The sequence below is a fragment of the Streptomyces sp. NPDC000075 genome, from assembly GCF_040301925.1.
Classification (GTDB): Bacteria; Actinomycetota; Actinomycetes; order Streptomycetales; family Streptomycetaceae; genus Streptomyces; species Streptomyces polychromogenes.
In genome coordinates, this window is sequence record NZ_JBEPFL010000015.1 from 143673 (window position 1) to 157768 (window position 14096).

The following is a 14096-nucleotide window of genomic DNA, read 5'->3' on the forward strand; positions in this document are numbered from 1 at the left end:
CGGGTCCCGTGGCGGGAGAGTGGTGCGGCGTTGACGGACGAGGTCACAAGTGGTGCGAGGGGCTGCGGGGCCGCGCCCTGGGGAGCCGCGGAGCCGGCGGAGCCCACGGCGCCCACGGAGCCCGCGGAACTCGTGACGATCCGCGATCCGGCCGGGGGCGCGCGGGGCAGCGGCTTCGTGGCCGACGACCGCGGGACGGTGCTGACCAGCCACGAGGCCGTCGCGGGCCTGGAGCGGGTCGTGCTGCACGGGACCGGGGGGCGGACCTGGCGGACCGAGGCCGCCGAGGTGACGGCCCTGCCGGAGCTCGGGCTCGCGCTGGTGCCCAGCGACGGGCTCGGGATGCGGCCGCTGCCGGTGGCGGCGCGCGGGACCATTCCTCCGGGAACGTACGTACGCCTCCCCGCGCGGGGCTGGCGCCAGGCGCGGGTGCTCGGAGCGGGCGCGGAGGTGGGCTACACCGCGGCCGGCCTGCGGCGGGTGCTGCCCGCCACCGTGGAGCTGGCGATCGGCACGGACGGCCGGGACGCCCTCAGGCTCGGCGGGGTGGCCTGCGGCGGGCCGGTCCTCGACGCGGAGACGGGAGCGGTGCTCGCGGTCCTGGGCACCGCTCTCACGGCGGAGCGGCGCTCCGGCAGCTTCGCCGTCCCCCTGCGCGCGGCCGCCGCCACCGCACCCGGCGGCCCCCTCGCGGCGCTGCTGGAGCGCAACGGCGCCACCGTCCCGGGTTACGGCCCCGACCTCAACCTGGCCGGCGCGCTGGAGCTGACCGCGACCACCCTCGGCGCGGCGTTCCCCCCGCTCCTTCCCCCGGCCGTCTTCCCGGCCGTTCCTCCGGCCGCCTCCGCGGCCGCCTTCGCCCGGCCGGAGCCCGTGGCCCGTCCCGCCCTGGCCGCCGGACTGACCGCCTTCACCTCCGGGCAGGACCTCGTCCTCGGCCTCGTCGGCGACCCCGGCACCGGCCGCACCACCGCCCTCGCCGCCCTGGCCGCCGACCGCGCCCGCGGCCCCCGCCCGGCGCCGACCCTCTGGCTGCGCGGCGCCGACCTGCGGTCCGACGACGCCTCGCTGGCCGACGCCGTGACGCGGGCGCTGGCGGAGGCGGTCCGCATCGTCGCGGCGGGTGCGCGGGTGGGTGCGCCGTCCGCGTCCGTACCGGGGGCGGCGGAGCGGGGGACGGCCGAGCGGGTGGCCCGGCTGGCGGGCGCGGCCGGGCGGGCGCTGCTGGTGGTGCTGGACTCCCCCGAGGAGATGCCGCCCGCCCTCGCGCACCGCCTCGCGCCCTGGACCGTGTCCACCGCCGCCTGGCTGTGCGGCACCGGCGCCCGGCTGGTGATCGCCGCCCGGCCGGAGTACTGGGAGCGGGCCGGCGCCCTCTACCCGCCGGAGCTGCTGCACACCCCCGAACGCCCCGCCCGGCGGCTGCCGCCCGCGCTGCCCGTCGGCGACCTCACCCCGGAGGAGGCGGACACCGCCCGGGCCCGTCTGGGCATCCCCCCGGACGCCGTGGGCGGGGCCGACGCCCGCCACCCCCTCACCCTGGGCCTGCTCGCGGGCATCCGCGCGGCCGGGGTCACGGAGGGCCGCCCGGGGCGCGACGAGATCTTCGCGGCCCACCTGGACCTCCTGTCCCTCCGCGTGGCCCTGCGCATCACCACCGCCCCCCACCCCGAACCCCACCGGCCCCCACCCGGCACACCTCCCGGCCCCCCTCCCGGCACAGCTCCCGGCCCGGCTCCGGACGCCCGACGGGAGACACCCGGCAGGCCTCCCGGCCCGGCCGCCGCACCCCACCGCACCACCCCCGCCACGCCACCCGGGGAAGCCTGGACCGCCGGGGGATGGACGTCCGGCTCCTGGACCGCCGGTCCCGGCGCGGGCCCGCCCGGCACCGGCCGCGAGCGCCCCGCCCCCGACGGCCTGTACGCCCCCGGGGTGCGGCGGCTGGCCGCCCGGGTGAGCGGGCGGGTGCACGAGGCCGCCCGGCGGTGCCTGGGGCCCGGCCAGGGACAGCTCGACCGGGCCGCCTTCGAGGAGCTGTTCCCCTGGCGCACCGGCTGGGCCTCCGCCGTCCTCACCGAGGGCCTGCTCGTCCCCGCCGGCCCCGGCTACCGCTTCGCGCACGAGGAGCTCTCCGACTGGCTCCAGGCCTGCCACCTCGACGTCACCGCCGCCCTCGACTCCCTCGTGCACTCCGGCCCCGCCGCCCCCGGCCCGCCCGTGCCCCGCCACCGCATCGGGCCCGTCCTCGAAGCCCTGGGCCGGCTCCCGGACGCCGAGACCCGGGAGACGCTGGCCCGGCTGGTCGGCGCCCTCCACGCCTTCGCCGAGGCCCCGCCGGGAGACGTCCACCCCGACCGCCTCTGGTGGGCCGCCCGGCTGCTGCGCGCGACCCTGCTGCGCGCCCCCGACGCCACCCCCCACCTGCCCGTCCTGCACGCCCTCGCCGAGCACGTGGCACGGTCCGGCCCGGAGGACTTCGGCGGCTGGTTCTGGAACCGGCTCCGACTGCCCGAGTCCGACCGGCTCGACCTGCTGCGCCGCCTGCTGCCCTCCGACCACCGCTACCTCGAAGCCGCCGGACGCCGCCTCGCCCGCGCCCCGAGGATCGTCCTGCCCCTGCTCTGCGCCTGGTTCACCGACGAACGCCGGCTGCGCGGCCGTCCCGGAGCCACCGTCGCCACCGCCGCCCAGGCCCTGCTGCACACCCACCGCCACCTCGCCCCCGACGACCTCACCGAGGCCCTCGTCGAGGCCGCGCACCCCCGCGCCGACCAGCTGCTCGCCGTCCTCGCCGAGGACGAACCCTCCGCGCTGTCCCGCGCCGTCGACCGCTGGGCCCACGACGAGCGGCCCGGCCGGCGCGTGGCCGCCGCCGCGTACGGGCTCGCCACCGCCCCCCACGTCCGCACCCCCGCCGACCGGGAGCTGCTGCGCCACGCCGCGGAGGCGCTCCTCGCCCGCCCCGGTGACCTCCCCCTGCACGGCAGCGCCCTCGGGATCCTGCTGCGCGACCCGCAGGCGCGGGCCCGTCACCTGGCCGACGCCCTCGACTGCTTCCGCGACCCCGAGCGCGGCGCCCGGCTGCCCGCCTCCGCGCTGGTCGCGGCCCTGCCCGTACTGCCCGACCCGGACGCGGTGTTCGACGCCCTGCGCGCCCGCGCCGACGGGGAGGTGCTGCGCGCCCTGGCCGCGCTGACCACCCCCGCGCTGGCCCGCCGCGCCGGGGACCTCGTACGGGAGCACCTCGCGCGGCACCCCGAGGACGCCCCGCACGCCGCGGCCTTCGTCGACCGGCGCCTGGAGCAGGGCCCGGCCGCCGCACCCGTACTGCGTCCGCTGGTCCTGGGCCTGCTGCGGAGCGCCCCGCCGGAGGTACGGGCCGCGCTGGCCGGCGTGCTGGCCGCGCCGGGGGAGGAGCCCGGGGCAGCGCTGCGGGCCGACCTGGCCGAGGCACTGCTGCGCGAGGAGCCCGACCCCCGGGTGCTCGGCGCCTTCCTGACGGCCCTCGCCGCCGCGACCCGCGCCCGTCCCGAGGCCCGTACCCGTGAGCTGCTGCGGCGCACCGGGCGGCAGCTCCTGCGGACCCCCGGCGGGCCGGCCGTGTTCGAACAGCGCACGGTGGAGCTGGTCCGGGCCGACCCGGTCTTCGGGGCGCTGGTGGCCCGCTGGCTCGCCGAGGCCGGGGCGGAGGCGGCCGCGCTGCTCGGGCCGGGCGCCCGCCGGACGGTGGAGACCCTCAGCCGGTCCGCCTCCGACGTCACCTGAGCCGGGGCGGGCCGCCGCCCGCACCCGGACACCGATGCGGGGACCGGGGCACCGGCATGGCAGTCTTAGACCTGCAATCGGCAATCCGGTACAGGGACTACAAGGGTTCGGGCGAGGAGCGGTCACAGTGCAGCGCTGGCGTGGCTTGGAGGACATCCCCCAGGACTGGGGACGCAGCGTCGTCACCATCGGCTCCTACGACGGTGTGCACCGGGGACACCAGCTGATCATCGGACGCGCCGTGGCGAAGGCCCGCGCGCTGGGCGTGCCCTCGGTGGTCGTCACCTTCAGCCCGCACCCGAGCGAGGTCGTGCGGCCCGGCAGCCACCCGCCGATCCTGGCCCCGTACGACCGCCGTGCCGAACTGATGGCCGGTCTCGGCGTCGACGCGCTGCTGATCCTGCCGTTTACGGCGGAGTTCTCCCAGCTGTCCCCGGCCGACTTCATCGTCAAGGTGCTGGTGGACAAGCTGCACGCGCGCGCCGTCATCGAGGGCCCGAACTTCCGCTTCGGCCACCGGGCCGCCGGGAACGTCGACTTCCTGCGCGAGCTCGGCTCCACCTACGACTACGAGGTCGAGGTCGTGGACCTGGTCGAGCGCGGCGAGGCGGGCGGCGGCGTGCCGTTCTCCTCCACGCTGGCGCGCAGGCTGGTCGCCGAGGGTGACATGGAGGGCGCCGCCGAGATCCTGGGCCGCCCGCACCGGATCGAGGGCGTCGTGGTGCGCGGCGCGCAGCGCGGGCGCGAGCTCGGCTACCCCACGGCCAACGTCGAGACGGCGCCGCACACCGCGATCCCGGCCGACGGGGTGTACGCGGGCTGGCTGACGGCGGACGGCGAGCGGATGCCGGCGGCGATCTCGGTCGGGACGAACGTGCAGTTCGACGCGACCGAGCGGACCGTGGAGGCGTACGCGATCGACCGCGTCGGGCTGGACCTGTACGGGAAGCAGGTGTCGGTGGAGTTCCTGGCGTACGTGCGCGGGATGGCCAGGTTCGACTCGCTCGACGGGCTGCTGGAGGCCATCGCGGACGACGTGAAGCGGGCGCGGGGCCTGACGGACGCCTTCGACGCAGCGCGCCGCTAGTCGCCTTGTACGCCGGAGGGCCCCTACCGTCCCGGGACGGTAGGGGCCCTCCGGCGTACCTCAGCCGAGGCGCGGGTCGCGCGGGGGCTGGCCGGGCGGCTGCTGGGCCGGTGCCGGTGCCGGTGCGGGGGCCGGGGGCTGCTGCCAGGCCTGGCCGGGCTGCGGGTAGGGCTGCTGGTACGGCCCCTGGGGCTGCTGGGGCTGGGGCTGGGGCTGCTGGGGCCGGCCGGGCGGCTGGGGCTGCTGCGGGGTGCTCCACTGCCCCTGCGTCGCCTGCTGCTGCGCCCGCGCGAAGTCCTCCGCGACCAGGGCGGAGAGGTTGAAGTACGCCTCCCGGGTCCTGGGCCGCATCAGGTCGAGGTCGACCTCGGCACCGGCCGCGAGGTGCTCGTCGAACGGCACCACGACGACACCCCGGCAGCGGGTCTCGAAGTGCTGCACGATGTCCTCGACCTTGATCATCTTGGCGGTCTCGCGGACCCCGGAGATGACGGTGATCGAGCGCGAGACGAGCTCCGCGTAACCGTTGGCGGAGAGCCAGTCGAGCGTGGTGCTCGCGCTGCTCGCGCCGTCCACGGACGGGGTGGAGATGATGATCAGCTGATCGGCCAGGTCCAGGACCCCGCGCATGGCGGAGTAGAGGAGTCCGGTGCCCGAGTCGGTGAGGATGATCGGGTACTGGCGGCCGAGCGTCTCTATGACGCGGCGGTAGTCCTCGTCGTTGAAGGTCGTCGAGACCGCCGGGTCCACGTCGTTGGCGATGATCTCCAGGCCGGAGGGGGCCTGCGAGGTGAACCGCCGGATGTCCATGTACGAGTGCAGGTACGGGATCGCCTGGACCAGGTCCCGGATCGTCGCCCCGGTCTCGCGGCGGACCCGGCGGCCGAGGGTGCCGGCGTCGGGGTTCGCGTCGATCGCCAGGATCTTGTCCTGGCGCTCGGTGGCGAGGGTGGCGCCGAGGGCGGTGGTCGTCGTGGTCTTGCCGACGCCGCCCTTGAGGCTGATCACGGCGATCCGGTAGCAGGACAGCACCGGCGTGCGGATCAGTTCCAGCTTGCGGCGGCGGTCGGCCTCGGCGGCCTTGCCGCCGAAGCGGAAGCCGGAGCGGCCGGGCTTGGGCTTCTGCTTGGCCCGGATCAGGCGGTCGGAGGACAGCTCGACGGCGGCGGTGTACCCGAGCGGAGCCCCCGCGCCCTGCTGCTGGTACGGCCCCTGCGAAGCCCCGGCGGCCCACGGCTGCGCCTGCTCGTACCCCTGCGGCGCCCCGGTGGCCGGCCCCTGCGGGTCGGCACCGGGCGGGAACCCGGAGCCCTGGGGCGGCTGCGGCTGCGGCTGCGGCTGCGGCGGCTGGGGCGGGAAGCCGTAGCCCTGCGGGGCTTCGGGGGCGGGGGGCTGCGGAGCGGCCGCGGGCGGGAATCCGTAGCCCTGCGGCGCCTCCGGGGTTTGGGCCTGCTCGGCGCCGGCGGGCGGGAACGCGCCCTGCGGGGCGTCCGGGGCAGGGGTGTGCTCGGCGGCGGCGGGCGGGAAGCCGTAACCCTGGGGGGCCGGGGGCTGCTGAGCGGCCGCCGGGGGGAATCCGTAGCCCTGGGACGGGTCGGCGGGGAAGGCGGGCGGCAGCGGCGGCAGTCCGGTGCCGGGCCCCCCGACGGGGGCGTCCGCCGGGGCGGCCGGCTGCTGGCCGGCGGGCGCGGCGACGCCTTCCGGCGGTGTGGCCGTCCGGCCGTCCGCCTCCTCGGAGTGGGCCGGGAGCGCGGCGTCCTGCGGCAGTCCCTGACCCGGAGCGTCGGCGGAACCCGCGTACGGCGGCGGCGTCCCGGGGACACCGCCGGCCACCGCTCCCTGAGCCGGGGCGGGTGCCGGAACCCCGTCCTGGGCAGGGGCCGAGGCCGGTACTGGAACACCGCCCTGGGCCGAGGCCGGAACGGCACCCTGGGCAGGGGCGGCAGCCACACCGTCCTGGGCGGCGGCAGCGCCGCCCCCGGCCGGGTTCTCCTGGGCGACCGCGCCCGTGGTGACCTCGGGGGCAGACAGCGGAGCGTCGGCGGGCGTCGCCGACGGGGTGGGCCACGGAGCGTCGCCCGTCGCCGGGAAGGCGGCCGGAGCACTGCCGAACACGCCTGCGGCAGCGGGAGAAGCGAAAGGCGCGGGGGCGTCGGCCGGAGCCGCGGGCGGGTGCCCCTCGGCGGGCGTGGCGTACGGGTTGCCGGCGGAGGGCAGGCCCTCGGCACCCGATGCCGCGACCGCCACCGGGCCATCGGTAACGGGCCCGCCGGGCAGGGCGGGCGCGCCACCGCTCACGGGCACCGCAGGAGCCACGGTCGGCTCGGCGGGCGGTGCCGGGACCTCGGGCGCGTCACCGCTGAACGGCGCCTGGGCGGCCGGGAACGCGGGGGGAGCCGGCGCCGCCGGGACGGACATGTCGGCCGGCCCCGGCTGCGTCGGTACGCGAGGGGCCGCCGGAACGCCCGGCGCTCCGTCGCCGAACGGCGGCTGCGCCGGAAGGGCGGGCGGGAAGGCCGGGGCCACGGCGGCGGGCGCCGCACCCGATCGAGCGTCGACCGTGACGGGCGCACCCGGCGGCAGCGGGACCCCCGGGACGGCAGCCCCGGGCGGCTGCGGGACCGCGAACCCCGATACGGGCGCGGCCGCTTCGGCGGCGGCCACCGGCAGGGCGTCGGCCGAAACGGAGACCGGCGGCACGGCGGGTACGGCGAACGACGCGCCGGCATCCGGCTGCGCGGGCACCGGGAACGACACCCCGGCCACGGCGGAGACCGGCTCGGCTGCCGGAACCGGAGCGCCGGGGGTGGGTTCCGCCCCCGGGGCGGATGCTGCGAAGGCTGCCGCAACGGGAGCAGCGGTCGGCTCCGCCTTCGGGGTCGGCGAAGCGGAGGCCGTCGCGACCGGAGGGGCGGAGGCCGGCTCGGCGGCCGGGACCGGCCACGCGGAGGCGGGCTCGTCCGCCGGAACCGGAGCGGCAGGTGTGGGTTCCGCCCCCGGGGCGGGTGACGCGGAGGCCGCCTCCACCGCCACAACCGGAGCGCCCGAAACCGCCCCCGCATCCGGAGCGCCGGAGACCGGCTCCGCCCCCGACCCCGGAGCGCCGGGAACCGCATCCGGAGCGGCGGCGGCGGAGGCCGGTTCGGCGGGTGCCGCCGGTGTGGCGGCGACCGGTTCCTGCGGAGCCATCGGCATCGTCGGCGGGGCGACCGCCTCCGCCGGGCGGTGGGGTTCGAAGCCGCTGCCCTCGGGCAGCCCCGGCACGCCGGCCGCGGGTGCGGGCGGCGGGCTCTGCGTGTACCAGGCCGGCGGGGTGTAGTCGATGGTGAACTCGCCCGTCACATCGGGCTCCGCGTCGGACTGATCGTCCGTCGGGACATCCCACGTCCCGCCGCGCCTCTCGTTCCGATCGCCGCTCACTGATCCTCCTGGTCTGTCGAACACCCGGTCAGGCGCCCACCTAAGACGCCGCGCCCGCGCTCAGCCTAATCGCGCCCCGTGCCCGAAAGCCCCGGAGGTCGCGCCCCCACACGTCCTGCCTACAGGCCCCCCGGGCCCTGAGCAACCATCACCGCCGACCCGGCGGCAACCCCCTCCGCGCGCCCGCCGACACCTCGTCGGGGCCGCACCCGTAGCTTCCGTCGCGGGGGTCCGGCGGCCCGTCACGGACCCGGCGCCGCATCCCCCGCCCCTTCCCCAGACGAACACATCCGTCACTCGGTTGCCGAACCCCCGGTGAGCGCCCCGGATTCCCCGGCCGGCGAGCCGTCGTCAACCCGGCCCACCACACCCACGGCTGAATTCCGGGCCCGGTGCACCGCACCCGGCGGGACGGGCCAACTCCCGTGCCTCGCACGCTCAGTCGACCCGCCGCGCCGCCCCCAGCAGCCCCGTCTCCGTCTCCGTCCCCCGGGTCAGCACGAACGTCCCGTCCCCCCGCGTGCACCACAGCGTCACCCCGTCCCCCAGCGTCGGCAGCGCCTCCGCCGTCGCCCTCGGCAGCCGCAGCAGCGCGCCCGCCTGGTCCGCCTCCTGCGGGGACACCCGCTGCACCCCCACCAGCGAGGAGTTCCGCAGCAGCCGGGGCGCCGCCGGGCTCAGGTACGGCAGCAGCGTCAGGACCGACTGCCACGGCCCCGCCGCCACCCGCCCGCGCGGCGGGCTCATCCCGCAGTCCCGGACCACCAGCACCGGTGCGCCCGCCGAAGCGCCCTGCGGCGGCACCCGGCCCACCTCGTGCAGGGTGACGCACTCCTGCCCGCCGCCGGCCGCCCGGGCCGGGCCGGCCCACACCTGGGGGCGGCCCGTCTCCACCGCCACCCGCGCCCCGGTGGCGGCCGTCCGCAGGGCCAGCACCTGGGCCGTCCACAGCCCGCCGATCAGCGTGACCTCGTACGGGACGGGCCGGTTCACGCCCAGCACCGCGGGCCGCCCCTCGGCGTCCTCACCGATGACGACCCCGTCGTCCCCGACGGGCAGCGCCAGCGCGTCCAGCTCCGCCGCCGCGACCACGTGCCGCTCCCGGCGCGGCCCGATCAGCCCGAACCCGCCCCGCACACCTCCCGTCCCCCTCGTCCTCATCCTCATCGCGCCCCTCCCAGCGGCAGCGACGCCAGCAGCCCCGGCACCTGCTCCCGGTCCAGCCGGACCAGTTCGGCCCGCACCCCCCGGGCCGTCCGCTCCAGCTCCCGCCGGGCCGCCGCCAGTTCCCCGTCACTGCGCCCCGTCACCCGTACGTGGCCCGTCAGCGTCACACCCCGCCGCCCGGCCGGGGCCATCGTCAGGCTGAAGTTCGTCGCCAGCGCGGGCAGCGAGGTCAGCAGCGCCACGAACTGCGGCAGCGCGGGCCCGGCGCCGCCCAGCCGGGGCCAGCGGGCGATCCAGTACGTGGTGTGCCGCCGGTCGTCGCAGCGCCAGCTCCGCGCCGTCTCCTCCGTGCGCCGCGCGCCGCCCGCCGGCCGGTCCGCCCGGGCGACCGCCCTCGGGTTCGCGCACGACGAGACCGCCAGCGCGCCCGTCAGCTCCCGCTCCGTCAGCACCGTGGCCCGGAACCCGGCCCCGGTCAGCCGGCTCGCCAGCTGGTCCGCCGCCCGCACCACACAGCGCTGCGCCCCCACGAGCCCGCCGCCGCGCGCGGCGACCGCCTCCGGGCACAGCTCCGGGTCGAGCTTGAGGGCGATCCACGTCAGCCGCACCGCCGGAGTACCCGTCCGCGCCTGGAGCGGCGCGTAGTTGAGCCGCGCGGGCGAGCGCGCCGGCAGGTGCGGGGCCGGGGCGGGCTGGGTGTGCTGCACCACCTGCGCCGACTCCAGCCGGATCCCGTCCACCTCCAGGACCTCCCGCACCGCGGACAGCGGCAGCGGCCGCACCGTGCGCTCCGGCCGCAGCGCCGTGGCCTCCAGGTCCACCCGCACCACCGCCGTCAGGAAGGTCCCGTCGCCGACCAGTCCGACCGGCCGCCGCTCACGCCCCCCGAAGGCCGTCGTCCGCAGTGCCGGATCGGCCTCGACCAGCGGCGCCAGCCCCGGCGCGGTACCCGCCGGCACGGTACGGGACGCGGCCCCGCGCCGCCGGGCGCGCAGCGCGAGCGCCCCGCCGATCCACTCGGGCAGCGAGCGCCGGCGGTGCCGGACCAGGGCGAGTGCGACCAGGGCCGCGGCGCACGGCCCGGCAGGGACGAGCAGCAGCGGGTCCACCGCCCGGGCCACGAGCACGACGGCGGCGGCCAGCTGGAGGAGCACCAGCTGTTGCAATCGCAGCGGCCCGCACCGGCCGGGGCCCGGCCCCGGACGGAGGACGACCCCGCCGCGCGCGGGCGCGACCTCCGCCGCCCGCTCCGCCGCCCCGCTCGCGCCCACGGGCGCACCTCCCCGAACTCATGGACGGGACCTGCGAGTCCGGGCGCACACGGCCGTGTCCGCTGACCCTCCGTCACGAGGCATAGTAGGGCCCCGGTCCGACGACCAGGCCCCGCCGACCGGGCCGTAGGGGGAGGAGCAGGCGGTCATGGCATCCCGGCGCGACGAGCTCAATGCGTACACCTTTGCGAAGCGGCGCACGGTGGCGGCCTTCCTCCGGCCCTCCGCCACCGGCACCGAGGAGGACGCCCCCCGCCCGCTGCGCACCGTCCTGCCCGGGCTGGTCGCCGGCGCCCTCCTGGTCTCCGGCGCCGGCGTGTGGGGCCTGTTCAGCCCGCAGGCGCCCAAGGGCTGGGACACCCCCGGGGCGATGGTCATCGTCGGGAAGCGGTCGACGACCCGGTACGTGGTGCTCTCCACCGACGTCGACGGCACGGCCCGGACCCGGCTGCACCCCGTGCTGAACCTGGCCTCCGCCCGCCTCCTCCTCGACCCGCGCCACTCCACGGAGGTGTCCCGGATCGACGACGGGTTACTGGACGCGGGCAAGCCCCCGCGCGGGCCCGTCATCGGCATCCCGTACGCCCCCGACCGGCTCCCCGCCGAGCGGGACGCCGCGAAGGCCAAGCGCTGGGCCGTCTGCCAGCGGTCCGGCGGCGACGGCCGCGGCGTGCGGACCGCGGCCTTCGTCCTCGCCGACCGCGAGGCGGGCCTGCTGGACGGCGCGCACCGCACCACGGGCGGCCAGGTGCTGTACGTCCGCAGCACCGGCGGCGCCGGGGAGCGCTACCTGGTCGACCCGGCCGGTACGAAGTACCGGTTACCGGACGGCCGCCCCGACTCCGGGACCCTGACCACGGCCCTGGTCGGAACGGGAGCCACCCCCCAGCCCGTGACCGAGGAGTGGCTGGCCACCCTCGCACCCGGCGACGACCTCGGCTTCCCGCAGCTCCCCGGGACCGTCGGCGCCACCGCCGGCGCGCCGGGCCTGGGCGCCGACGGGAACAGGGTCGGCATGGTGCTCAGCGCCCGGACCGGCTCGGGCACCCAGCACTACGTCGTCCTGCCCGACCGGGTCGCCGGGGTCTCGGAGTTCGTCGCCCGGCTGCTGATCGCCGCCCCCGCGACCGGCCCGCTCGGCATGCGCGGCCGGGCCCGCGAGGTCGACGTCCAGGCCCTGCGCACCGGCCCCGGCGTCCCCGCCTTCAAGGACGACGTCCGCTGGCCCCGCACCCAGGGCACCCCGGTCAACAGCGTCGGGACCGGCCCCGGCTCCGCACCGGCGGGGGAGCGGCGCGACACCGTGTGCAGCGTCCTGCGCTCCGTCGACGACCGGGGCGAACCGACGCTGAGCACCTGGGCCGGCCCCGGCTTCCCCGTCGACATCACGGCCGGCGGCACCGGCGCGTACGTCACCCCCGGCACGGGCCTGCTCTACACGCAGGTCCGCGGCCGCCCGGACGGCGCCGGCGGCGCCCTCTTCCTGGTCACCGACACCGGTCTGCGGTACGCCGTACCGGCCGACGGCGGCGCGGGGCGGCCCGGCGCCGGGGTCCCGGGCCCGCAGGCCCCGGGCGGATCCGGCGACGGCCGGTACGAGCCCGGTCAGGCCCAGGTCCGGCTCGGCTACGGCGGGATCGTCCCCGTGCCGGTGCCCGCGGCCTGGTCGGAGTTCCTCTCCAAGGGGCCCCGCCTGGACACCGACTCGGCCCGCCAGCCCCAGGGCTCCTGAATGAGGACCCCGGCCGTGCCCCGGCCCCCGCGAGCCGCCGCCCTGCCGGCGGCCGTCCTCGCGCTCACCCTCCTCACCTCACCCGCCGCCCCCGCCCACGTCCACGCCCGGTCCGCGTACGCGCCGGACCCGGCCGGCGCGGGGGAGTGCGCCTTCCCCATGCGCCGGCAGATCGCGGAGCGCCCCTGGCCCCTCCAGCGGCTCACCTTCGACGCCCTGTGGGCGCGGACCAGGGGCGCGGGCGTCCGGGTGGCGGTCATCGACAGCGGAGTCGACCGCGCCAACCCCCAGCTGGCCGGCGCCCTCGACACCGCCGCCGGCCGGGACTTCCTCGACCCCGGCGGCGACGGCACCCACGACACCGTGGGCCACGGCACCAAGGTCGCCGGGCTGATCGCGGCCCGCCCCCGGCCCGGCACCGGCTTCGTCGGCCTGGCCCCCGAGGCCACCGTCATCCCCATCCGGCAGAACGACGGACGGGCCCCCGCCGACCCCGCCGTCCTCGCCCGGGCCGTCGACCACGCCGTCGAGCAGGGTGCCGGGGTCATCAACATCTCCCAGGACACGACCGCCCCCCAGAGCCCCGACTCCGAGCTCGCCCGGGCCGTCGGCCGGGCGGTGACCCGGGCCGTGGTCGTCGCCTCCGCCGGCAACGGCGGCCGCGACGGCGTCAGACGCCGTACCTACCCGGCCGCCTTCCCCGGCGTCCTCGCCGTCGCCGCATCCGACCGCAACGACGAACGGGCGGCCTTCTCCCAGCCCGGCGACTTCGTCGGCGTCGCCGCCCCCGGCGTCGACATCGTCTCCACCGTCCCCGGCTCCGGCCAGTGCGTCGACGACGGCACCAGCTTCTCCGCCCCCTACGTCGCCGGCGTCGCCGCCCTGCTGCGCGCCGCACACCCGCGGTGGACGGTGCGGGAGGTGGTCTGGCAGATCCAGAACACCGCCCAGCGCTCCGTCAACGGCCGGGACGACCAGGTGGGCTGGGGCGTCGTGGACCCCGTACGGGCGCTCACCCGCGACCACGAGACGCCCACGGCCCCCGTACCCGACGCCGGCCCGCCCCCGGCGCCCGCCCCGCAGGCCGTGCCGCTCCGGCGCACCGGGACCGCCCGCGAGCGCGACGAGCGCATCGCCGCGTACGCCCTGGGCGTCACGGGCCTGCTGGTCGCGGTCATCGCCGTGACCGCCGCCGTCGCCCGCGAGGCCGGCCGCCGGCGCCGACCGCGATCAGGGCCGCGATCCCGCGACCACGAAACCAGCAACCGAGAAGCGAGGAGCTTGGGATGACCGACGACTTCGGACTCGCCGACGACCCCGTCGTCAAGGCGGCCCGCAAGATCTCCGAGACGGCCGACGCCGTGTCCAGCCAGTCCCGGGAGCTGGCCGACATCCTGGCCACCGTCGGCGCGGGCTGGACCGGTGCCGGCGCCGACGGCTTCACCAGGGCCCAGACCGACCTCAACCTCGACCACGACGAGATCCGCCGGCTGCTCGGAGTGCTCCACGAGGCCGTGACGCAGACCAAGAACCTCACCAACGCCCAGGACGAGGAGGTGCGCGCCGCGTTCGGCTCGGTCGACGACGGAGCCGGCACCCGCGTCCGCTCGGGCCTCGACAGCCTCTGACCCACGCCCCCGAACGAAGGAGA

At 78.2% G+C, this 14096-nt stretch carries 8 protein-coding genes; 5 read left to right on the forward strand and 3 right to left on the reverse strand.

What is annotated here, in order from left to right; translation table 11 throughout:
* Window positions 1–132: 132 nt before the first annotated feature.
* Both ABT403_RS19505 and ABT403_RS19510 read left to right on the forward strand, forming a co-directional pair.
* Entirely contained in the window at window positions 133–3768 is a 3636-nt protein-coding gene (locus ABT403_RS19505; protein ID WP_344170709.1) for a trypsin-like peptidase domain-containing protein, read from the forward strand.
* 127 nt (window positions 3769–3895) lie between these two features.
* Window positions 3896–4855 (forward strand): bifunctional riboflavin kinase/FAD synthetase, encoded by a 960-nt coding sequence (locus ABT403_RS19510; RefSeq protein WP_344170712.1) that lies wholly within the window; start codon window positions 3896–3898, stop codon window positions 4853–4855.
* Window positions 4856–4915: 60 nt separating this feature from the next.
* Here ABT403_RS19510 and ABT403_RS19515 read toward each other — a convergent pair whose 3' ends face one another.
* The 3 genes from ABT403_RS19515 to eccE form a co-directional block, all read right to left on the reverse strand.
* Window positions 4916–8275, reverse strand: coding sequence for an SCO5717 family growth-regulating ATPase (locus ABT403_RS19515; protein ID WP_425580358.1), 3360 nt, complete (start codon window positions 8273–8275; stop codon window positions 4916–4918).
* 438 nt (window positions 8276–8713) lie between these two features.
* Window positions 8714–9442, reverse strand: coding sequence for a hypothetical protein (locus ABT403_RS19520; RefSeq protein ID WP_344170718.1), 729 nt, complete (start codon window positions 9440–9442; stop codon window positions 8714–8716).
* The gene (gene eccE, locus ABT403_RS19525; protein WP_344170721.1) at window positions 9439–10713 is read right to left on the reverse strand and encodes a type VII secretion protein EccE; all 1275 of its coding nucleotides are present in this window, start codon (window positions 10711–10713) and stop codon (window positions 9439–9441) included. The genes ABT403_RS19520 and eccE overlap by 4 nt, the downstream gene beginning before the upstream one ends.
* 148 nt (window positions 10714–10861) lie before the next feature.
* Here eccE and eccB point away from each other — a divergent pair, with 148 nt between their 5' ends.
* Genes eccB through ABT403_RS19540 form a run of 3 tightly spaced genes read left to right on the forward strand, consistent with a single transcriptional unit; the run spans window position 10862 to window position 14073 of the window.
* Complete coding sequence (gene eccB, locus ABT403_RS19530) at window positions 10862–12445, forward strand: type VII secretion protein EccB (RefSeq protein ID WP_344170724.1); 1584 nt, start codon at window positions 10862–10864, stop codon at window positions 12443–12445.
* On the forward strand, window positions 12446–13735 hold the full coding sequence (mycP, locus tag ABT403_RS19535; RefSeq protein ID WP_425580359.1) for a type VII secretion-associated serine protease mycosin: 1290 nt from the start codon (window positions 12446–12448) through the stop codon (window positions 13733–13735). It abuts the gene before it with no gap.
* The gene (locus ABT403_RS19540) at window positions 13732–14073 is read left to right on the forward strand and encodes a WXG100 family type VII secretion target (RefSeq protein WP_344170727.1); all 342 of its coding nucleotides are present in this window, start codon (window positions 13732–13734) and stop codon (window positions 14071–14073) included. The genes mycP and ABT403_RS19540 overlap by 4 nt, the downstream gene beginning before the upstream one ends.
* The last annotated feature ends 23 nt before the right edge of the window (window positions 14074–14096 follow it).

Bases quoted from the DNA above. Each gene is read 5' to 3' on its own strand.
- ABT403_RS19520 (WP_344170718.1), bottom strand. From the start codon at position 9,442: ATGAGGATGAGGACGAGGGGGACGGGAGGTGTGCGGGGCGGGTTCGGG.
- eccB (WP_344170724.1), top strand. From the start codon at position 10,862: ATGGCATCCCGGCGCGACGAGCTCAATGCGTACACCTTTGCGAAGCGG.
- mycP (WP_425580359.1), top strand. From the start codon at position 12,446: ATGAGGACCCCGGCCGTGCCCCGGCCCCCGCGAGCCGCCGCCCTGCCG.
- ABT403_RS19540 (WP_344170727.1), top strand. From the start codon at position 13,732: ATGACCGACGACTTCGGACTCGCCGACGACCCCGTCGTCAAGGCGGCC.